Origin of the sequence: Shewanella sp. SACH (assembly GCF_001887095.2) — a bacterium.
Taxonomy (GTDB): domain Bacteria; phylum Pseudomonadota; class Gammaproteobacteria; order Enterobacterales; family Shewanellaceae; genus Shewanella; species Shewanella baltica.
The window spans coordinates 899,318-920,532 of the sequence record NZ_MPDG02000001.1 but is presented as its reverse complement, the minus strand read 5'-3'; the positions used below and the strand labels follow the sequence as shown (position 1 = coordinate 920,532).

At 44.6% G+C, this 21,215-nt stretch carries 17 protein-coding genes and 1 pseudogene; 7 read left to right on the top strand and 11 right to left on the bottom strand.

Annotated features, from left to right (window positions below; translation table 11 throughout):
* Window positions 1–631: pseudogene (locus BM607_RS22065) on the bottom strand (molecular chaperone); the annotation flags it as partial.
* A gap of 375 nt (window positions 632–1,006) precedes the next feature.
* Between BM607_RS22065 and ppk1 the strand changes: the two are divergent.
* The 6 genes from ppk1 to BM607_RS04035 all read left to right on the top strand — a co-directional run bounded on the left by ppk1 (window position 1,007) and on the right by BM607_RS04035 (window position 7,678).
* A complete protein-coding gene (ppk1, locus tag BM607_RS04060; RefSeq protein WP_071938818.1) occupies window positions 1,007–3,178 on the top strand; it encodes a polyphosphate kinase 1 in 2,172 nt (723 codons plus the stop codon).
* 41 nt (window positions 3,179–3,219) lie between these two features.
* A complete protein-coding gene (ppx, locus tag BM607_RS04055) occupies window positions 3,220–4,782 on the top strand; it encodes an exopolyphosphatase (RefSeq protein ID WP_012196942.1) in 1,563 nt (520 codons plus the stop codon).
* A 394-nt stretch (window positions 4,783–5,176) separates the two neighbouring features.
* The gene (locus BM607_RS04050) at window positions 5,177–5,461 is read left to right on the top strand and encodes a J domain-containing protein (protein WP_006081330.1); all 285 of its coding nucleotides are present in this window, start codon (window positions 5,177–5,179) and stop codon (window positions 5,459–5,461) included.
* Between the two features lie 23 nt (window positions 5,462–5,484).
* Window positions 5,485–6,012 carry a hypothetical protein gene (locus BM607_RS04045; protein WP_071938819.1) on the top strand — a complete coding sequence of 176 codons (528 nt, stop codon included), beginning with the start codon at window positions 5,485–5,487 and terminating at the stop codon, window positions 6,010–6,012.
* Complete coding sequence (locus tag BM607_RS04040) at window positions 6,012–6,770, top strand: hypothetical protein (protein ID WP_071938820.1); 759 nt, start codon at window positions 6,012–6,014, stop codon at window positions 6,768–6,770. The genes BM607_RS04045 and BM607_RS04040 overlap by 1 nt, the downstream gene beginning before the upstream one ends.
* 11 nt (window positions 6,771–6,781) lie before the next feature.
* Window positions 6,782–7,678, top strand: a complete 897-nt coding sequence (locus tag BM607_RS04035) for a hypothetical protein (RefSeq protein ID WP_071938821.1) — start codon at window positions 6,782–6,784, stop codon at window positions 7,676–7,678.
* 1,043 nt (window positions 7,679–8,721) lie between these two features.
* Here BM607_RS04035 and BM607_RS04025 read toward each other — a convergent pair.
* From BM607_RS04025 to BM607_RS04005, 5 genes are all read right to left on the bottom strand, one after another.
* On the bottom strand, window positions 8,722–9,501 hold the full coding sequence (locus BM607_RS04025) for a hypothetical protein (protein WP_071938823.1): 780 nt from the start codon (window positions 9,499–9,501) through the stop codon (window positions 8,722–8,724).
* A 67-nt stretch (window positions 9,502–9,568) separates the two neighbouring features.
* Window positions 9,569–9,946, bottom strand: a complete 378-nt coding sequence (locus BM607_RS04020; RefSeq protein WP_071938824.1) for a hypothetical protein — start codon at window positions 9,944–9,946, stop codon at window positions 9,569–9,571.
* 137 nt (window positions 9,947–10,083) lie between these two features.
* Window positions 10,084–10,731, bottom strand: coding sequence for a hypothetical protein (locus tag BM607_RS04015; protein WP_071938825.1), 648 nt, complete (start codon window positions 10,729–10,731; stop codon window positions 10,084–10,086).
* A gap of 113 nt (window positions 10,732–10,844) precedes the next feature.
* The gene (locus tag BM607_RS04010; protein WP_071938826.1) at window positions 10,845–11,690 is read right to left on the bottom strand and encodes a hypothetical protein; all 846 of its coding nucleotides are present in this window, start codon (window positions 11,688–11,690) and stop codon (window positions 10,845–10,847) included.
* Window positions 11,691–11,714: 24 nt separating this feature from the next.
* The gene (locus BM607_RS04005) at window positions 11,715–12,326 is read right to left on the bottom strand and encodes a DUF1643 domain-containing protein (RefSeq protein WP_071938827.1); all 612 of its coding nucleotides are present in this window, start codon (window positions 12,324–12,326) and stop codon (window positions 11,715–11,717) included.
* A gap of 558 nt (window positions 12,327–12,884) precedes the next feature.
* On the opposite strand from BM607_RS04005, the gene BM607_RS04000 reads away from it, so the two are divergent.
* Window positions 12,885–14,062 (top strand): IS3-like element ISSba5 family transposase gene (locus BM607_RS04000; protein ID WP_087486472.1). Its coding sequence is split into 2 segments (ribosomal slippage): window positions 12,885–13,143 and window positions 13,143–14,062, totalling 1,179 coding nucleotides; the frame shifts between segments, so codons are not numbered across the junction.
* Window positions 14,063–14,065: 3 nt separating this feature from the next.
* Here the strand turns inward: BM607_RS04000 and BM607_RS03995 are convergent.
* The 5 genes from BM607_RS03995 to BM607_RS03970 form a co-directional block, all read right to left on the bottom strand.
* Complete coding sequence (locus BM607_RS03995) at window positions 14,066–14,749, bottom strand: hypothetical protein (protein ID WP_071938828.1); 684 nt, start codon at window positions 14,747–14,749, stop codon at window positions 14,066–14,068.
* Window positions 14,750–15,132: 383 nt separating this feature from the next.
* On the bottom strand, window positions 15,133–17,967 hold the full coding sequence (locus BM607_RS03985; RefSeq protein ID WP_071938829.1) for an ExeM/NucH family extracellular endonuclease: 2,835 nt from the start codon (window positions 17,965–17,967) through the stop codon (window positions 15,133–15,135).
* A gap of 313 nt (window positions 17,968–18,280) precedes the next feature.
* Window positions 18,281–18,796, bottom strand: a complete 516-nt coding sequence (locus tag BM607_RS03980; RefSeq protein ID WP_071938830.1) for a GDYXXLXY domain-containing protein — start codon at window positions 18,794–18,796, stop codon at window positions 18,281–18,283.
* A complete protein-coding gene (locus BM607_RS03975; protein ID WP_071938831.1) occupies window positions 18,796–19,995 on the bottom strand; it encodes a DUF4401 domain-containing protein in 1,200 nt (399 codons plus the stop codon). Before BM607_RS03975 ends, BM607_RS03980 begins: the two co-directional genes overlap by 1 nt.
* Entirely contained in the window at window positions 19,982–21,109 is a 1,128-nt protein-coding gene (locus BM607_RS03970; protein WP_071938832.1) for a DUF2157 domain-containing protein, read from the bottom strand. Before BM607_RS03970 ends, BM607_RS03975 begins: the two co-directional genes overlap by 14 nt.
* Between the last annotated feature and the right edge of the window lie 106 nt (window positions 21,110–21,215).

The window sequence follows — 21,215 nt, the reverse complement described above, 5'->3', positions numbered from 1 at the left end:
CCGCCGCTAATGGCTCGAACAGAAAATCAACGTCGACGAAACCCGCGCGTTTTGCCGCTAAGGTCAAAATGGATTCGGCCTGACGGTTACTCTCTTCACCGCCTATGCCTTGAAAGTTCACCGGGCGACCAATAATCGCATGGGTGATCGTTGCCGCAGCGCCTTGTTTAGCAAGCTGCTTTTCCACTAATACAGATTCGGCGCGCACTTTAATGTGCTGCATCATCAGGGTAACTATGTCTTCAAACAGGGCCACTTGTTCGGGTCTGAGTCCCGTCGCACCTAAAAAGGATTTTGGCGAACGGACATAGAATCCCTCCTCCGGCATCTCTAAATACGCGCTTACCGCCTGCTCACCGACAAACACGGCCTGAACGTCAGCATCGAGATCTAACTCATGGCGCACCATACGGGCACGGCTCAATTGTGCGGCGCGCTTTTTGGCGTAATCGGCTTTTAATTCAGTGGGAAGACCACGATAAACCGCCTCGGCGATCAGTTCCCTGTCCATCGCATATAAGGTCGAAGGTAAATAAGCTGATTGCTCTGATAACGCCAATAACTGCACATCATCGCCCTGCATGATCCCTACGGCGCAGTTAGCACTACCATAATCAAATCCAACAAACATACCCTTTACTCCCGCGATAAAAAAGCCGAGCAAGATAACATAGTTTGCGATAATGCCCAAGGAGTTAACACTGCAGGCTTTGCCCGCAAACTGGCAGCGAGTATAGCGGGCTCAATGCGTAAAGCGCAGTTGCACGGGCAGTGTTTGAGCTCAATCCAAGATGATCATCTTAAGGTCATATTTCTGTCACACTCGTCATCAAGCTGACATATTTCCCTCGTATCTTTATCCCAGATAAATCCCAGACTGATTTTGGCGTGTGCGCAGTATTTATCATTGAAATTCCTTCACTTGTAGGCAGTAAATCTGATTGCACAAAGGCGGATGAATGCTATTGTATATTGCGCCATGACGCTTGCTTAAAGGAGCTGTGCAGTGTCCCCGAATACCGATAAACTTTCGATTGATAAAGAACTCTCTTGGTTGTCTTTTAATGAGCGGGTATTGCAAGAAGCCTGCGATCCCAATGTTCCTTTAGTGGAGCGAGTGCGCTTTTTAGGGATATTTTCCAATAACATGGATGAGTTTTTTAGAGTACGCGTGGCTGCGGTCAGGCGCTCGATTCTGCTGTCATCCCTGCAGGAAGGTCGCAGCAACAGTCGCCATTTAATGGCAAAAATCCAATCGAAAGTGATGGCATTGCAAGAAAGGTTCGACGGCATATACACGGATTTAATGCGCGAGCTGGTACGTCGTAATATTTTGTTAATCAATGAGAAACAATTAAGCGAGTTCCACAGCGACTGGCTGAAAAAGCATTTTCGTGATCAATTTAAACGCCATATCGCCCCGCTTATCGTCAATAACAATCGCGATTTGATCAAACAAATCAACGACGACGCCACCTATTTATGCGTGTGTTTGTTCACTAAGGCTCGCCGCCAATACGCCTTAGTCGAAGTGCCTACTAAAAACGTACCGCGGTTTATCGAACTCCCAGCAGAAAAGAGTAAAGCGAAAAAGTATCTGATTTTATTAGATAACATTATTCGCCACTGCGTAGATGAACTCTTTGGCCCCTTCTTCGAGTACGACGCCATCGAAGTGTATTCGATGAAGTTAACCCGCGATGCCGATTTTGATATCACCGACGAGCTAGAGCAAACTCAGCTCGAAAAAATGACTAAGGGATTGAAAAAACGTCTGACCGCCGAGCCGGTGCGCTTAGTATATGACAAAGAAATGCCCGAACACATGTTGGTGATGCTCAAAGAAAACCTGAACATCAGCTCGACCGAATGCTTGATCCCAGGTGGGCGTTATCACAGCTTTAAAGACTTTATCGCCTTCCCCAACCCAAGTCGCGACTACCTCGAAAACGAAAAACTACCGGCGCTCAATAGCGCAGGTTTTGGCTGCAGTGCCAACAGTTTCGATGCCATTCGGATGGGCGATATCATGCTCAATTATCCGTACCATAAGTTTTCCCACTTTACCGAAATGGTGCGCCAAGCGGCCTACGATCCGGCGGTGCGCTTTATTCGAATAAACTTATATCGAGTGGCGAAAAAATCCCATGTGATGCAATCGCTTATCGATGCAGTGAAAAATGGCAAACAAGTCACCGCTGTAATTGAACTGCGGGCCCGATTCGATGAGCAATCCAACATAGAATGGACCCGCATCTTGGCCGAAGCGGGCGTCAAAGTTCACCACGGTATCACCAGTTTAAAAGTGCATTCCAAGTTGTGCTTAATTGGCCGCGAAGAACAAGGGGAAATCAAACTCTATTGTCACGTCGGCTCAGGCAACTTTAACGAAGGCACGGCGCGGGTTTACACCGACTTGTCACTGTTCACCGCCAATCAAGAGATTGCCCGTGAAGTGGAGCAAGTATTTGACTTAATTGAGCATCCGTATCGCCGCGATAACTTCCAGCATTTAATCGTGTCGCCCTACGATGCCAGACAAAAACTGAGTCACTTGATTGATAATGAAATCGTTAATGCCCAAAGCCATATAAAGGCGGCGATTACCTTAAAACTAAATAACTTACTCGATGAATCCTTGGTCCAAAAACTCTATGAGGCCTCGGCGGCTGGGGTCAAAATTAAGTTACTCATTCGCGGTATGTGCTCGCTTATTCCGCAAATCCCCGGGATCAGCGATAACATTGAAGTCTACAGTATCGTTGACCGGTTCCTCGAACACTCACGGGTGATACTGTTCCACGCGGGCGGCGAGAACAAACTTTTTATCTGCTCCGCCGACTGGATGAGCCGTAATATAGATAATCGCGTCGAAGTGAGTGTGCCGATTTATGATCTGCGCCTAAAACAAATGATAATGGATATTTTATCCTTACAATTCAATGACAATACTAAAGCGCGGGTCATCAACAAAGAACAAAGTAACCCCTATCGAAACCGGGGTAACAAACGAAAAGTGCGTTCGCAAATTGCCATTTATCAATATCTGATTAATTATGAGAAGCGCCAACTGCAAGAATTTAATGCCTTACGTATGTCCGCCCATGAGGGTGATGCTGAGCGAGAGAGCAACGCTGAGCCTGACATAACGCACGAGTTACAGGCCAAAGCCAGCTAACGCTGGCTTTATATCGCTTTGATTGCCTAAGGATAATCCGATTGGTAGCCACACATTCGCACACACAGCAACACACATTACTAAAGTCGCAGGCGCCACAAACCAATGCGCCCGCAAATGCTAAATCGCGCCACTTTGTTGCCATCGATATGGGATCGAACAGTTTTCATCTGGTCATCGCCCGTGAGCAAGATGGCAGCTTGCAGATTTTACATAAAGAAAAACAACAGGTTCAGCTCGCCACTGGCCTCAATGCGCAGAATATTCTCGACAATGACGCCATAGAACGTGGCCTCAATTGTCTGCGGGATTTTAATCAAAGATTTTCCAATCTAGACCAAGCGCAAGTGCGATTAGTGGCCACCCACACCCTCAGAATCGCCAAAAACCGCGATCAATTTATCGAGGCCGCGCTCGCCATCATGCCCTATCCGGTGGAAGTGATTTCAGGCCATGAAGAAGCGCGTTTGATTTATAACGGCATTGCCCAAAGCCAAGTGCTTGGAAAAAGTAATTTAGTCATCGACATAGGTGGTGGCTCGACCGAAGTCGTAATCGGTAAAAAGAATACCCCAACCCAGTTATCTAGCCTGCGCTGCGGTTGCGTGAGTTTTAACGAGCGTTTCTTTATCGATGGACTCATCACCCCTGCCTCATTTCGTGATGCTCAAAGCGCGGCCGACAAACAGTTCGCCTCGCTCTCCAAGGAATATTTCGCGGGCGGATGGGAGCTGACGTTAGGCAGCTCAGGCACAGTCAAAGCCATCTGCGAAGCGATTCAAGAAGAACACGGCGATGAAACTATCACGCTGCCACGACTCAAACAGCTCAAAATCAAGTTGATCAAATGTGGCCATATTAGCCAAATTCAATTTGCCAATGTCGATGATAAACGCATTCCTTTAGTGCCCGCCGGACTTGCCATTTTAATCAGCTTTTTTAGGCGCTTACCGATACAAAAGCTCGAGTTTAGCCCCGGCGCACTGCGTGAAGGCGTACTCTATGAACTGGCAAAGATTGGTCAGTATCAGGATATTCGCCACCGCACCGTCGACAGTATTGCCCAGCTTTATCATATCGATATGGCCCACGCCGCTAAGGTACGCGACACCGCCATGGCCTTGTTTGAACAGGTCGCCGATGAATGGCAATTAAGGCCCCATGCACGCTTGCTCGCCTATGGCGCAACCTTACATGAGATTGGGCTACACATTAATTCAAAGTCCCTGCACAAACACGGTGGCTATATCATCAGCAACAGTGACTTGCCCGGGTTTAGTGAAGCCTTGCAGCTGGATTTAGCGCGGCTTATCACCAACCACAGAAAAAAGCCCAACGAATTAATGCTCGCCGAACTTGAGCCCAACCATAAGCTCACGCTCAATCGCCTGCTCTGCCTGCTGAGACTTGCGGTCTTGCTCAATCTTGGCCGTATCGCTAAGACGCTGACCTTAGATCATATTAAAGTGATCCCCGATGGGCTCATGCTAGTGCTACCGAGCCATAAGCGAAAAATCAGCCTGTTTATGAAGGATTTACAGCGGGAACAGAAGCAAATGCTCACGCTTGGGATGAACCTGCGGTTAGTGTCTAGTTTGACTTAGCTGTTACGGCGTTAACTCTGCCGAACGTGGCTGAGGCGAGTGTGAGTTAGCTCTGTGTGAATGATTTTAGCGAAGGATTCGGTGCTAAAATATTGCCCAGAATCGAGGGCAATTATCTCGCCTAAAAACAAGGTTAAGTTAGCTGTCAATCTGGCTTGGTAACGGGATTTCAACAGCATAGCGGTTGACTTAATCCATGCGCCACAACAGATTAAAGTTTAAAGGATTTTTAACCCTTCACTAAAGCACAAATTCCTGCTCGCGCGTTTGCCGCTGAGTGGGGATTTCTGCTATCATCCACGGCTGACTAATCATAATTCCACGAATTTAAAGATAATCAGAGTCAAACCCTTTTTATCTCGCGATATCAGCCCCATCGCCTGCAGGTACAAGTATGATTAACCACTTTAGTGTGCTCGGTATAAAACCCAGTGCCAAAGAAGACGACATTAAAAAAGCCTATCGACGGCTGTCAAACAAATATCATCCCGACAAGTTGTTAGGCGCCTCGGAAGAGGAAAAGCAGCAAGCCGCCGTACAACTTGAACGCGTTAAAAATGCTTATGATGTGTTGTCCGATCCTAAGCGACGAAATGCGTTTATCAAAGATTTCAATAACGTCATAGTGACCGATCCCGCTAGCGCCATGCGCGAGCTGTGGGATCAATTTTATCCTTGAGCGTTTTCTAGAGTAAGTGCCAAATGGTCAAAAAACTGAATATCTCACGCATTAATGAGCTAAAAAATAATGCCTACGACAATATCGAGTCCTACGACGATCCCGATACACCTAAAGCGCTAGAGCAATTTACTAGCCAAATCAAAAAGGTGTTAGAAGCCGATCCTAAGATGCTCGATACTGTGCCTGAGTACCTGCCTGTCGCGCTTTACGGTCGAATTAAGTTTCCCGCCGAAGCCAAACTCAAGTGGGCACATTGGATAAACACGGCAACTCAACCCGAGTGGGATGAGTTTAAAGTCACGATTGGCTTTAACAATGCTGATTTACCCTTAGTGTTAGCCGTGCGTGGTTACTCGGAAACCTTACTGATTGAAAGCTGCGCCGTACTGTATTTACTTGAAAATCAAAGTAAAGCAACGCCAGCAGCAAAACATCACGACGATGAAGATGATGACAACGATTATGTTGGCACCTCAGATAACGACGACGATGATGAAGGCGAAGAGGAAGATGGCTACTACGATCACTACGATGATGAGGACCGCTAATGAACACTAGTCTCATTGAGATTACCGTCGCCGAAATTAAAGAGTTGGCGGACGTAGAGCCAAAACAAGCGAGCAAACGCTTTGAAATTATTGCAAATACCATGAGCGACGAGCAATTAGTCGAAGTCATCGAACACATGGATATCGTCACGCTGACGCAAATCAACAGTCACCATGATATCTCTTGTCCTTCGATCATGTCTGAACTCATGACCCCAGAACAAATTCGCGACATCGTCTGTCAGCAACCTTTGTACTGGGAAGAAAAAATCAAAAACAATGCCGAAGAACTGATTCAGCATACCTTTGATTTTTTGACCTATTTAATTCGCATCCAAGATAGCGAAGAAAAGCAAACTTCGATTTTAGAATGTATCGCCGAAGATCCAGCGGGCCTCTTCTATCTGTCGATCCCTTTCATCGAAATGATGTTAGGCGAAAAACATGAAGATGAAGACGGCTATACAGATCTCTATGATGACGAAGAAGACACTGAAACCATCGGCTACGACAGCCGCGTCGCCAGTGAAGATGCACACAGCCTCAGCATAGACGACCCACGCAGCCTAATGGCCTTAATCCACGAGCTCGCGCCCGATGTTGAAAAAGCCATTAAGAGTCTGCTGCGTAACGAAAGCTCAGGTTGGGAAATGATCATCAGCAAGTTTGTCAACGAGCTGGTTATTCAAGCCAAAGAGAAAAACCAAGTGACGGATGAATACGCTGAAGTCGATGATATGTTTAGCTTTTTGGATTAAGGAATTATTTGATGCAACTGGTACTGCGTGATGTAGATCAAGGACCCTACCTAAGCAAGGTATTGCTCCAAGGCCAAGCAGACGAAACGCTGAGCGGTGAACAGCTGTCACAAATCAAATCCAAAGCCATTTTGATGAGCCTCAAACTGGCCGATAAGTTTTACAACAAGTACAAAATGCACCTGCTTGAACAAGCAGCGCACGATGTCATTGGTGTGGTGAGTCTTGGTTTGATGGAGTTATCAAACCAAAACCCGCAGCAGGCGATACGCCTGTTGATCACCGCCGATGGCGTAGTTAAATGCTTCCAAAAAGGCTGGAGCATGCTCAGCACTGTCAGCAAGCATAAACTCGTCAACGGTAAGTCACTGTACGGCGATGTCGACAAGTTCTTGCTTGAACAAGTGTCTAGCCCGCCCGATGCAGAAGAATGGTTAGGCTATGAAGCCTATCAAGATGCCCTGCTTGAGCATCAACGCCAACAGTCAATTGCGGCCCTATTGGCACAGTTTTACGCGCAATCGAGCTATGATCCGCTAGATTTTCTCAATCTAGAGAGTGTATTAGCCGAAGCGGTACTGTATCGATTGTTGTTTGATGGCGCCAAAGTCAGACAGGATTTGAAAAAGCGTATCGGCAAAATCACCTTAAAAGAGGAGTGGTTTACCCGTGAGCAAATCGAATTGGAAACTCAGAAAGCGTTAGCAGAATTACCCGCAGAACTCGCTGAAACCATCAGTAAAGATCTCGGTAAAAACTTTGTCCCCGCCCTACTGCGTACCCTGCACTTTGCGAAAAGCTACCGCGAACTTTTACTCAGCGACGCTTCACCCGAACGTTTAGAAAGATTCGAACACAAGGAAGGTCTCGTCGGCCTTCTCGGCTGGCCACTCTACATAGTACTTTGATCGGTACTTTGAGCGCTACTTTAATCAGTGCTGTGATCAGTAGGTTAACGAGTGCTCAAGCCGCTTTAAAATGAGTGCTTTATTGAAAAATAAAGCACTTTTTTATTGTCTGTTATCTCTTGCCCAATTCAACCTTCAGCATCTCATTCTCAGTTTTGAGTGGTTTTAGCGTAAAGCTTGATAACGCTTTGGGAACAGATAGGTGTTGGAAAGTAGTGTTTGGGGATCAGTAATTTCAGTTGTTAGCAGTTTAGCGTTTACGGATATCCACTCGCACAGGCTTGCCATGTCATTCATCGACACTGTGAATAGAAACCTAGGGTTTCTGAGCTTATGAACGAGAGCCATGGACGGCGAACTGGCAGTTAAACAAGGATGTTGTTCAAGTCCTTCCTTTGGATGCTCGACCGCCCCGTCTGATGTGAAAGGATTCACAAATGCCGCGATGGCATGGATGCCAAAAAGCGGCTATGGGGCGGACGGTCGTCTCGCTAATCACCATGGCTCATCTTTTTGGCATTAACGTAACCTGTAGATTTGAAAGCTTTACGCAGCATGCTTTTGGACTGAAATGTATTGGAAAGTAGTATTAGAGGATCAGTAATTTTAGTTGTGAGGTGTTTAGCGTTTACTGATATCCACTCGCACAGGCTTGCCATGTCATTCGCTCGTCGACTCGCAGCCAGTCCATCTTTGGATGCTCGACCGCCCCGTCCATGGGGCGGACGGTCGTCTCGCAAATCACCATGGCTCACCTTTCGTGCATTCGCGTAATCTGTAGATTTAAAAGACATACGCAACATACTTTTGGACAGAAGTCATTTAGTGCTTAGGCTCTAAACTATACCGCTCACATTATCATTACTAATGACGATCTTAAGAAAGCGGGACTATGTTCACTAAGAGATGGATGGATCACAGTTCACTCTCGAAACAAGAAGCTAACCAGAAAGTCTAGTTAGCTGTTCTAAATGAACCGCCCTGTGCGGAGCCGCATGCAGGGTGGTGTGGGGGCTGGAGGTTAGACACCTCCGGCTACCCGATTAGCTGTATTTTATTGTTTGGTCTATCACTGCACCTCTTTTAGAAAGTGATATAAACCCCCAAATGATTGAATCAATTATTTTTTGATCAGAATATTTTTCATCTATACTGAAGTAATTTCGAAACATAAGAATACTACTTTTTAAAATACCTGAAGATAGAATACGATTATATTCATATAACAGAAAATTATAATTCAATTCACTTTGTAATTGTTTGCCCCTCAATGTATTTTGCGTAATTTCGGGCATGTGATAAAAACTCGATATCATAGAGTCATATATTGGCAAATTGGTATTACTCATATGAACCAATTTTGATGCAAAAGAAAACTGAAAGCTCTTTTTATCTGTAAGAATACTATACAACTCCAACGCTACTTCAGTAGCATTAATATTATTTGAATATGAGCTATTCAAAGTATCAAAATATGCATCGTAAAATTCTGATGGTAACCTTGCTGAGTTCATAGACCAGAATTTTCTGTACTTTTTTCTATATTCTGTATCTTTAAATATTTCCCCTTCAGTTTCTCTAGGTTCATTTATGAGATACAGATATGGCTCAATGTGCGATTCTCTTTTTATAGAAGATAAAATTATCTTTATATTTTCGTTGATTATTGAATACATAATTTTGATACCCGTAATTAGTGGGGTCAGAGTAAACTTTATGAAACTCACTTTTGGACATTTCCAAGTTAGACTTTTAGCTCTAACTTGTGAGTTTCGAATTAAAATTTCTATGGCTAACGCTTTGCTAATGGGCTGCCGCAGCACATCCTAGGCAGTCCCGTTCCGGCCACGCTGTTTGTGGCCGGAACGAAATTGAGCAACGTGTTAGCTTTTATATTGCGGTATAAGACTTACCTTCTAGCAAGCCATTAGATGATAAAGTTAAACTAAAGCGTTTAAATAGCCCAAAAAATTCATTGTAAGGCATATCAATTTCAATTCCGTTTAGAGCCAGAGCATCACCTTCAGCTCCCATTTTCTCTTGGATATTGTCATAACCACCAACATTTGAATGTAGAAACCTAACTGTAAGGGTATTTACTTTTACATTATGTACAGACGAATAAACTTGAATACCGAGTACAAAGCTATCCTTAGGAATGTTATGGTGCTTTCTTAGATAATCAGTTGCATTTTGATTGTCATCTCGATCTGCATGAACTGATCCATCAAGATCTTTATATTGAACACCTGGTTCGAAAATTGTCATGATATGTCCTTTTAATATATGTGATAGTTGAAAGGGGCAGACAACGCTACTACTGACTTTCCGCGTAACACCGTAATCACATAAAATCAACGCATAGTAAAAATGCCGCGCGTTGGCTGTCCCTCTTGAAGCGTTTGTTATGTTTTTAAACTAATGCCAGCTTTACCTCGTGGTACATTTACAAAAACATGGAGTTTGTAAACATGATTATTACTATAAATGTCTTTGTACTCCAACGTAAGTTCCTCTCGGTACTCTCCAGATTGACTTGCCAAATTACTATCAATACAAAATACCCAGCTCATATGCTCAGTTGGAGCAATGTGACCTAATGAGCGAAACTCTTGGAAAAAACCAGTAGACAGATCTGCCAATGCGATCTTTTTACCTTTTGAATTAAAGATGTTTACATCTAACGCAGGTCCTATGCCAATGTTCTTTAAAGCTAAGTCTATAAACTTGTCATCACGATTAGGATCACTGGTAACATATGTTACAAGGTCGACTTTTACATCATAATTTTCAAGAAAGTAAAGACACTGCTTCGAACTTTTGTTTTTTAATGAAGGCTCCGTAATCAAAAATGGTCTAACGTTTTCAGCCCTTTGCTTGTGAAATATCATATAGGCAGCAAGGAATGCCAAAACCCCACCTGAATATCCACCAAGGAAGCCTAACCAACCATTAATGTCGCCGATCATTTTGCCGGGTGCATAGGTAACATATAGCTTGAGCAAAAATGGAGAAATCAAAGAGAACAAGATCAAAACAATAACGACTGGCACGTAATTATCCTTAAAACATAACGCTTTGTTAATTGGTTGCCGTAGCGTAGGCAGTCCAGTGGAGGCCACGCTTTTTGTGGCTGGAACGAAATTAAGCAACTTGTTAGCAGTTTTTATACCTTTTCCAGTTGCTTCTTGTATTCGGCAATCCTCTCTTCATCTGCTTTTCGCTGAGCCTCACGATCTTTTGATGTGTAAGTATTAACGTGTAATTTTTTAGATGAAGAGTTAGTCATTCGTTCAAGTTGCTCTCTAAGTTTTTTTAAATCCCCTGCAATTTTATGTAAAGGATCGCCACCTCCAATTTCTGTAATTCCTTTTAGCTCGGCAAAATCAATGGTTAACTCATTGGAATAGTCATTACCTTCAACATCGGTATAAGAAACAACTATTTTGAAAAATGGGGTAAAAATATCATCCCCTTCAAGTTTTCCTTTTAGCTCAAAAAAACTAAATAAAAAGCTATCTACTTTTTGATTAATTCCTAACGAGTGCATGCCGTTAGAAAAGATATGAAGCCTTAAAAAATGATCCACGATTACATTTTCACCTTCGGAAAATTCAGCTCCGTTTTTATCAATAAACTTGAAACTTACATTTCGAGCGATGCCCTTTCCTAGGTTACTCACATTTATCATCATCAAATTAAATGAAATATCACTATTTTTAAGAGTTACTGAAACACTAGGCCTAATGTTTTCTCTTCTAAGGGAGTTAACTTGCTCTATTTGGGCTTCCCTTAAGTACCAAGTTTCTTTTGCTAAGATGAATGTTAAAACAGCTATAGCAACAGTAGCTAAAGCAGATACCCATGAGGATAATGAGTCAGCAGTTAGAATTGAAGATAATTGAATTTGGCTACCTGCCACCATTCCAAGTATGAAAATTAGCGGAGCACTTACAAGCCCGATAACTGACACTAAAGGAATCAGGCTTCTCTCATTTTTCAGTTTACTCATAGCTCACCTTAAACTGCTAACGCCTCAAACAGCGGCGGCTTTAGCCGTCAGACTGCTTTGACTTGTTACATGCTGCACCCATTCAAGTTGTTTTGCGTAGATTCTCGGTAGTGGGTGATAGTACGAGTATCTAGTGTTTGGCTTTAAAATTCCCAGAGGATCGTTAATGCATAAGGTTTCTATAGCTTGTTTGGCCAAAGGAATTAAAGCTTGGTCTACACCCCAGCCATAAATAACTGGAACACCATTAACGAATAGCTGCGCCAATTCCAACTTACGATTGGGCGAAAAAATAGAATGCTTTACTGAACTACACTCTTTGGATTTCAAGAAACGATATAACTCATTTGAATCCGGTGTGCGGAGGTCAGACAAATTTAAAATCCTTGCGTAGTTAAACGCCGCTGCATCCATGACTTTCATGATTTGTTGTTGTGTAGTATCTGGCTCCGCCTCCGATGACACGGAATTATTATCTATACCGTCCAAAGGGTAAGAAGAACCAGGATTCATCATTACAACCATGAGATCAGGCTCACTCAGTGCTACGCCAACTCGCTTGATGTCGAGATACTTTCGTAACTTGTATCCATTGGACTCGTAAAAGAGGCCTGTAACTTCAAATTTAGTACTCAACTTAATTCCTTGTTGGCATGTAACGTCTTTGTATAGTGCGCATGCGCGTTTACCTCATTAGACCAGTGAAAAGCGCGCATAGTTAACTATCTGTATGCAAAGAACTTATCAGATTTTCATCAAATACACCATCCGGAAAATGCGCATGCGCGTTTTCCAAACCTCGCAATCACAGGAGATGTCACGTAAACGACCGATTGAGTGACAAAGCATAAACGACGATTTTAACGTTAAAAACTGTCACATGACCCGTAATGTATTCAATGTCATACAAATCAGATGGTCATTAGCTTTGGTGATGGAATTTCCTGGGGTTCCGGCGTAGAACCCCTGATTTAAGCGGGGAGTTTGATCAGCCAATTTATATCATGGCACCAATAGGCTGATCTGCTCTCAGTGATAATTGCATAGTTCAGCCTTGATATACCGTCAGCGGAAGTGGTATCAAACGGAGAATCTTCAGGCAGCAAGACTGTACTTGGGTTGTAGTGGCACACTAATTTTGGCCACCTAAATAGAGGTGATATTATTGCCTCGTAGATGACTTTAGGTGAAAACATGAGAGCAACAACCAGAAAAACATTTAGTGCTGAATTCAAACTTGAAGCAGCCCAATTAGTCCTCGATAAAAACCATAGCATCATCGAAGCTGCAAAGGCGATGAACGTAGGTAAGTCCACTATGGATAAATGGGTGAGACAGTTAAAACTAGAACGCCAGGGTGGCACACCAAAAGCATCTCCGATTACCCCTGAACAAATTGAAATCCGTGAGCTGAAGAAGCAAATAGCTCGTCTTGAGGAGCACAATCTTATCCTAAAAAAGGCTACCGCTCTCTTGATGTCAGACTCGATGAACAATTTACGCTAATCAGCGCACTCAAGCAGAGCCACTCTATTCTCACAATTTGTAATGCATTCAAAGTGCATCGAAGTAGCTATAAGTATTGGCTAAAAAGAAAAGAACATATTGATACAGACTTTACTATTTTATGCAGTGAAGTGAAGGCCGCACATCGTATTAGTCATGGCTCTGCCGGTGCGCGAACGATAGCGCAATTAGTGACTAACAAAGGGATTGGTCTCAGTCGTTATCGAGCCCGTAATTTAATGAAAAAGCTTGGGTTATTAAGCTGTCAGCAGCCTAAGCATTCTTATCGGAAAGCGACACAAGAGCATGTTGCAATCCCCAATACGCTTAATCGACAGTTTGCAGTAACTCAACCAGATCAAGTGTGGTGTGGCGACGTGACGTATGTTTGGGTCGGTAATCGCTGGGCCTATCTAGCCGTTGTTTTAGACTTATTTTCCCGCAAACCTGTTGGATGGGCTTTGTCATTATCACCAGATAGTGAGCTGACCTGTAAAGCTTTGAAAATGGCATTTGAGTTAAGGGGTAAGCCTGAGAATGTGATATATCACAGCGATCAAGGTTCGCATTACACGAGCTTGAAATTCAGACAATTAATATGGCGTCTTCAGATTGAGCAAAGTATGAGTCGTCGCGGGAATTGTTGGGATAACGCACCAATGGAGCGTTTCTTTAGAAGTTTGAAATCTGAGTGGATACCCGCCAGTGGTTATGGGAATTTTACTGAAGCAGATAAAGAGATCACAAATTACATCACTGGATATTACAGTGAGACCAGACCCCATCAATATAATGGTGGGTTAACGCCAAATGAGTCAGAACGTTTATATTGGAATGACTCTAAAACCGTGGCCAATTTTACTTGACCACTACAGGTTGATAGGTACGAAATGAAAGGCCGGTACATCTGGAAGTGCTATTTCCAAGTCAGATAAGCGGTGAACCACCCAGCGTATGTTCTTTAGCCCCAACCTGGCACATTCATAATCACACCACACTTTGTGGCTATTAACTTCATGATCTTCTAGGGTAGGCCACGATAGTCGACTTCCTCTTTTCTCTAAATGTTCTCGGATATATTGAGGTATATCCGCCTCCCGTTGGCCAGTTTTTGCAATCCACTCTGAGATAATTGCAGGAGGGATTTGAGGTTCTGGTATACCATTAATCCTGTGAACTTTTCTGCTGCTATGGAGATAATTGGAGCGAACTTTCCAAGAGGCTAGAAAATTTGAAATCGCAATACAGTCATCTTTTGATAAATGATCAACTCCAGAAGCGACACTCTCGCGAACCGTATAAAACTCTGTCTCTATAGCGGTAAATATGTCTTCCATTCTGGTGTTCCATGCGCGGAGAGAAATTGCGTAATCGTCGTTCCTTTCATATTTTATCAACTCAACATGTGCATCGGGTTTAACTACTCTGTATATCTTGTTTTCTTTAGTTAAAAAATGCCTCATCAAGCCATTTGGCAAAAAATGTTGCCTGAAGGTTATCTTAAATGGATTGCCTTTAATTATTCCAAAATCATGAGCTTTTGTCTTTCCCATTATATCTCTCTTGAATTGAACTGTACCGGCAATAGAGTACACTTTGTGTCATTACTAAAATTAGGTCAACTTAGCAAAACTTAACGGTTCAATAAGTTGCGTTCTAAATTATTTTGGGGCAATAGCTTTTTAGCTAAACGAACAGCTGAAGGGTTAATGAGGATTGTCATTGTTGCACCAGCGACCTTCTTAAACAGGGATATTTTAGTAGAGCCCTCAGGGATACTTCTTGTTAAATAAAGAGGTGAAGAGTCACTGGGTATACAATGAAAATTGATGCGTCACAACAACTGACGACAAAGTTATCTTGCTTTGGTGCAAAAAGAAAAGCCCGCGGCTGCGGGCTTGGCGTCACTTAAAATCAACGGAATAAAAGGACTGACTTAACGATACGTCAGCGTCGTAGTATCCGTTAACTTGTCGTTATCTTTAACGGTCAGTTCAACTGTGTGTTGTCCACGGCGGGCAAGGCGTAATACCACTTGACCGTTAGCGCGGGTGCCATTGTCAAACGTCCATTTATGTTGCTTGATTACGCCATCGGTATCAAAGCTAGTCGAGATAAACATATCGACGAACAATAAATTGATACGCTGAATTTGCGCAACAGGCGGTTGTTTTACCTCTCCAACCACCACAGTCACAGTTTGTGACGTGCTATGGGTTAGGCCGTCGTTATCAGTCACAGTTAGCGTGACAAGATACTCACCGCTTTGGCTGTAACTGTGAGTCACTACCTCACCCACTGCCACTGTGTTATCACCAAAGCTCCACTCGGCAGACACGATTTGTCCATCGCTGTCGGTTGAAGTGGATGTCAGTTGCACCGCAGCGCCATTCACCACTTGGGTGAAACTAGCCACTGGCGCGACTTTTTCCGCTTCGAGCAAGAGTGAAATCACCACTGGATCGTGATCCGATGAGCGATACGCATCAGTAGCGAATAAGTCTTGGATTTGAGTAGGCGTCTTAAACTCTTCGTTGTAATCCAATACGCGCGGTTCGTCGGTATTGATATGCCACTCAGTCACATCCACCACTTTATCCAGCAGGGCAGCATTCGCTAAAGCATGATCCAACTGACCCGATTCTGCCGAGAACACATAGGAATAAGGGTTCGGCTTTTCAAGTTTGGCAAACAGCTCACTAAAGCCCGCGTTACCTAACGCCGTTAATGGATCTTCCTTCGCATAGGCGTTCAAATCACCAATCAGCAATACGCCTTGATCTGGATATTGCTCGCTAATCCATTGACCTGCAGCCGTCGCCGCACGGGTACGAGTGATATTACAGTTGCCTTGACCATCATTGAGATCAGGATCGCCCGCACATTCACTGCCCTTAGATTTAAGGTGATTAACCGCAACAACCACGCCCTCTTCACTGCCGTTCACGCTAAAGGCTTGGGTCAGCATTGGACGGTTTTTGCTATCGTCAAACAAAGGCTTTTGGTCATCATCCAATGGCGAATTTGCACTGGATAGAATACGTGCAGCACCCTGCGGCGTGACTTTATCGCTACGATAAATCAAGCCAACTGTGATGGCATCGGTGCCAATCGCATTGATGCCTGTTGGCGCGATATAAGCGTAACGCGCTTCACCCACTGCGGCATTCAAACCTGCGACTAAATCAGCAATGGCCGAATTAGCACCAAAGCCATCGTTCTCGATTTCCATCAAACCAAATACGTCGGCACTAATGCCCATCATGGCGCTGATAATCTTCGCCTTTTGACGCTCAAATTCGCTCAACGTATTGGCACCACGCGCAGTTGGGAAACCTGCACCTTGACCATCACCATTGAAGTAGTTAAGTACGTTAAAGCTAGCGACTTTTAAATTACCGCCATCATTCAATGTGGGGGCGACAGGACGGGGGTTTTCCGCCACAAAGTTCACCGTCTCGATTGGCATAATGCGATACAAATTAAAGCCATAGTGCATTACACCCGTAAGCGATGTGGCTTTATCGCCGACACGCACAGTGTTTGATGCGCTCAGACCTGGAGCGGGGAATTGCACAGGATCTGGATTCTGCGCCGTTAAACCATCATCCAATAAAATACTGTCACGTTGGTTAGCCGCGCTCACAGCCAGCGCATCCGCGCCCGGTGCCGCCACCTGCGTACCAATAAAGTGGCGCTGACTGCCTAATGAAATCTCGCCGTAACGACCTAGGTTGTAGACTTCGTTCACCACTAAATCTTGGCTGAAACGAACACGCATGCCCTCAAATGGCTCAAAATCATCACTGCTGTTAACCGGTAAGGTCACCACAGCCGCTGTTGGTAATGCTTGTGCAGTGGCACACAACTTATGATCTGATACAGTCGTTAGTTCAGTTAAGCCTTGATATTCAGTGACTTTGGCTTTTAAACGAATACGATCGCCCGCCACATATGCAGTAGGCGCAGTGCCGGTATACACAAACACCCCTTCAGAGGTTTGTGTATCGCTATCGGCTTCGTTATCAGCCATTTGTACAAAAATACCCTTAAGGCCGGCTTCTTGATTACTGACGACAACCGCTTCAACCACTAAGGTTTGACCATTAAGAGGACTGGCAGCACCCGCGCCTTGAAGCGCATGAATTGCTGTGGCTTCTTCGCCGCACACTAAAGAACTCGGTGGAGGGTCGACGGGATCGGTTGGCGTGCCGGCGCTGAATTTACCGAGATCAGAAATATCATCCTTCGCAAAACCTAACCAAGTGCTAAAGCTGACCGCATCATCACTGATGGGATCGGCAATCAGCTGATCAGGATTACGGCGCAGGGTGTTGTCTTGAGTGGATAAGTCACCACTGCCCCACTCAGCACCGGGATCGACACCAACTTGACCTAAACTATCAATCACTTGATTTTGATAAGTCAGTTCAATCGCATCGTCGCCGTTAAAGAAGCTGGCGCTACTTTGTTGATTGGTCAGTGCAAGAATATCGGCAGACGCGTCGTTATCGGCAACCACATACGTCGCCCCCGCGGCTAATGAGCCAGTGAGCGCAATGGTCGTACCGACGTTGGTGCTGCCATTGAAATAGAAACGCAATTGGTATTGGCTTAAATCAATAACGCCCGCAGTTGGGTTATACAGTTCGATGGCTTTATTGTTGCTGCTGCCTTCGACGTATTCTGAAATGATCAAATTATCCGCGCCATGGGCAAGCCCACAAACGCTGCTGATGGCTAACGCCAGCACAGTTTTAGTGTTAAACATTGAGACCCCTAAATGTATTGTTTTAATATTTTCTATTGAATTGCGATTTAATTGATGTGCTTAGATGCTTCAAGATGATGTCACCTCGAAGACTGACGATACTATAGGCGACCAAGGTTACAAATTGGTTGCGCCAAAGTTGCAACTTAAGGTTGATATTATTGGTGCGATTTAGCGATCAGAACTAGGAAGAAAGCAGTACGGGGAATGCTGGCCGCTCATTAACAATGCGGCCAGAAATAATCAATGTGATGGGGATAAATCGCTCTTAACAGAATAAGCAGAGCCAATGAATGAAAGCCCCGACGCAGGGCTATAAGGGCTCAAGTTTTTCATCGAGTAAACTGACCAGCAGTAACTCACCTTGGGCGTTCACCCTAAACTCGCCGTATTTAGCCGCACTGAAATGATCGGCTTGCCCTTCTTCAAAGAAAAAGCTGTTCGATGCGAGCTTGATTTGATTACCACGAACACGAAATTGCACCCGCAGCTGATCTTTACCGAGCGCTTGGTCGGTATAAAAATCCATAAAACGCGCCACTTTTTGCTCATCTAGTGCCAGCAACAACTGCCCTTGCATTTGTTGCGGTGCTAAGGCGCTGTGCACATCGCGGGCAATGGCATATTCCAGCGCCATGTAATCCCCCTGCATTAACGAGCGCGGATCGACTGGCGCTAATGCAAAGCGCACGACTTGGCCGTGATTAAGCAGTTGTTCGAATTTGAAAATGCGCCAATTCACGCCAGCAAGAATCGCAACGGTCGTAAAAAGTACTATGCCCAGCGCCCATTTATGTGAAGCCGCCAGTTTTCCCATCACATTTCCCATCACATAGTCTCCTTGGCATTTTCATTGGCAGGAAATAACCGCCACACCAGCATCCTTGCCACCAGCAGCAGCGCGCCTAAACCCATCAAATAAGCAGATTTCAGCAGTAGTGTTGTTTCTAAGGAATAATAATATCCGCTGACAAACAGCAGCGCCGACATAATTCCCATGCCTTTTAGCCAAGGCTCATTGCAATAATGGCCAAGCAAGATCAATAGGATAGCCGTCGATAATCCCTGCATGGGTAAAGATAAACCGCTAATAACCATTAAACCGAGAAAACAGCCTATCGCCGCCATTGAGCTGAGTGATTGTTGGCGTTCGCGAAGTACGCTGATCAATAACAATCCGCAAATAACGAAAATAATCGACAGATGGCTAAGCGTGAACCACAGACTTTGCTGCCAAGGACTGAATAAGGCTTCAAAAATACTGTCCATGCTAAAGGCATGCATCAGTTGCAATGTAATTAATGCCAGTGCAAAACCGTAGATAAGCATGCGCGCGCGGCGGTAATGACGTCCGAACCGATTGATATTGAACAACACTAGGCTAATGATTAAGGCAAACAGACTTGGGCAGACATTGAGCCATTCGAACTTAGCCATGAGGCCAATCACGCACCAACTTAAGCCAAACGCGAACACAAACTGGGCTAATCCATGGGCAATTAAACCCCACAACAGCAAGAGAATACCCGCCATACACAGATACCAGTTGAGGCTAAAATCATTGTCGATTAAATCATAGAATCCCCAAGCCACACTGATTAAACCACTCAAACAGGCGGCAAAAGCAAATTGCTCAATGAAGATCTGTTGCCGCGGCAAAAAATACAACCCAATGCCCACGGCTAAATAGGTTAAGCCGATAAATAAGGCGACGCCCTCACCTACCCGCTCAAAAATAGCGCCAAATGCTGCCATCATAAAACCCAATAGAAACAAAGCGGCTATCCAAGCGGCAAAGGCCTGCATAGCGGCAATATACCAAGGAATATCCTGGTTTTCTGGCATTTGGGGCGTACTGACTTTGCCCTCGGCATACAAAGATTGCCACAGTGTTATCAGACTGGATTCACCCGATGCATCAATTAAAGCGGCATTCTCTTTTGAAGGAGACTTTAAAGGAGTCGCTACTGAACTCGTTAAAGAATTGGTCACCATGTCGCCATCCGGTAAGCCATTATTGTTGCTCATGAATGTCTCCCACTTTCCCTTGGGTCGCTCTCGCTGCGGGCTCAAGCTCTGATTCTGACAGTGGTTTAAGCTTGCGACTCAGTTCCTTTAACCAAATACTCAAGCCTGTGCTTGCTAAAATGATATAAAGCCCAATAAACAGAAACCCGCCTATGGGATCATTGTCCTCAAACATCAGCCGTATCAGTAACGCAGCGCCCACGGCAATCAAGCTAAAACCGCCCAAGGCCAAGGGATAAATACGCGGTAATCGATAGCGAAAAATAACGAATCCCAACACTAGATGGGCAAGATAACCACTAATGACACCAGTGCTAAAGCCATCACCTTTAAAGAAATCATCGAAAATCAGCCAAGTGATTAACCAAGTAAAACAGCCCATCGCAAACAGTGAACACGCATATTCGAGAATTGGCGCATGCCAGCGCCCCACGACGTTGCGGTCTAGAAAAACAAAAGCGTAATAGATAGCTAAATTCAAACAGATAAAAATCAGCAGTTGGCCTTGTTCATCCAAGAAGGCTCCCCATAAATGGGAAAAGGAATCTAAAAATATCCCTATGCTTAGGTTAATAAGTCCCACCAGCAGCAGCCATAAACCATCGAATCCCGCCACCCAAGCGAAAGGCAAAATCACTAACGCCCACAGGGCGAATAACTGCCAAGGATCGGCGCCCGTTTGATAGGTTTGCCCAACCAGTGCTAATAAGCCGCCCACCAATACGCTCGCGGCCAATAACACACCATTGGCTGTCGTCCCACCAAATCTACTGTCGTTGCTTTGGTTACTATGACTATGGGAATGGGAAGCAGCTGAAAGGGAATTAGCACGATAATAGAGCCAAGCAAATGCGCCGATGGCGAGCACTATCGCCACTTCAATAAGGCCAAATTTGGCAAAACGCCCGAGGGATTGCCAATTGTAGGCAAAGAAAAAAATTACCCCAGAGGCAAAGCTCAAGGCGCCAAACCAGAGTAATAAGTTAGCGATTAAGCCACGCCAGCTCGACGCATCTGGCAACACTGTGACCTGCCGATAAAGCGTATTCGCTTGCTCTTGCGTGATATGTCCCTGTTCAACCCAGCCACACACTTGAGATTTTATCTGGCTCAATGTGAGTTCTCCCTCATCCTGTTTGCGCTAGCTTACTATGACCTATTCAAAATTCGCACAATATCGACAGCGTTGAGTAAATTAAATTGTGTATACTTGTAAAAAA

What these genes read in the sequence shown, in the direction of transcription:
- BM607_RS04050 (WP_006081330.1), top strand. Translation starts at nt 5,177, where the DNA reads ATGATTAACCACTTTAGTGTGCTCGGTATAAAACCCAGTGCCAAAGAA.
- BM607_RS04045 (WP_071938819.1), top strand. Translation starts at nt 5,485, where the DNA reads ATGGTCAAAAAACTGAATATCTCACGCATTAATGAGCTAAAAAATAAT.
- BM607_RS04040 (WP_071938820.1), top strand. Translation starts at nt 6,012, where the DNA reads ATGAACACTAGTCTCATTGAGATTACCGTCGCCGAAATTAAAGAGTTG.
- BM607_RS04035 (WP_071938821.1), top strand. Translation starts at nt 6,782, where the DNA reads ATGCAACTGGTACTGCGTGATGTAGATCAAGGACCCTACCTAAGCAAG.
- BM607_RS04020 (WP_071938824.1), bottom strand. Translation starts at nt 9,946, where the DNA reads ATGACAATTTTCGAACCAGGTGTTCAATATAAAGATCTTGATGGATCA.
- BM607_RS04010 (WP_071938826.1), bottom strand. Translation starts at nt 11,690, where the DNA reads ATGAGTAAACTGAAAAATGAGAGAAGCCTGATTCCTTTAGTGTCAGTT.
- BM607_RS03995 (WP_071938828.1), bottom strand. Translation starts at nt 14,749, where the DNA reads ATGGGAAAGACAAAAGCTCATGATTTTGGAATAATTAAAGGCAATCCA.
- BM607_RS03985 (WP_071938829.1), bottom strand. Translation starts at nt 17,967, where the DNA reads ATGTTTAACACTAAAACTGTGCTGGCGTTAGCCATCAGCAGCGTTTGT.
- BM607_RS03980 (WP_071938830.1), bottom strand. Translation starts at nt 18,796, where the DNA reads ATGGGAAATGTGATGGGAAAACTGGCGGCTTCACATAAATGGGCGCTG.
- BM607_RS03975 (WP_071938831.1), bottom strand. Translation starts at nt 19,995, where the DNA reads ATGAGCAACAATAATGGCTTACCGGATGGCGACATGGTGACCAATTCT.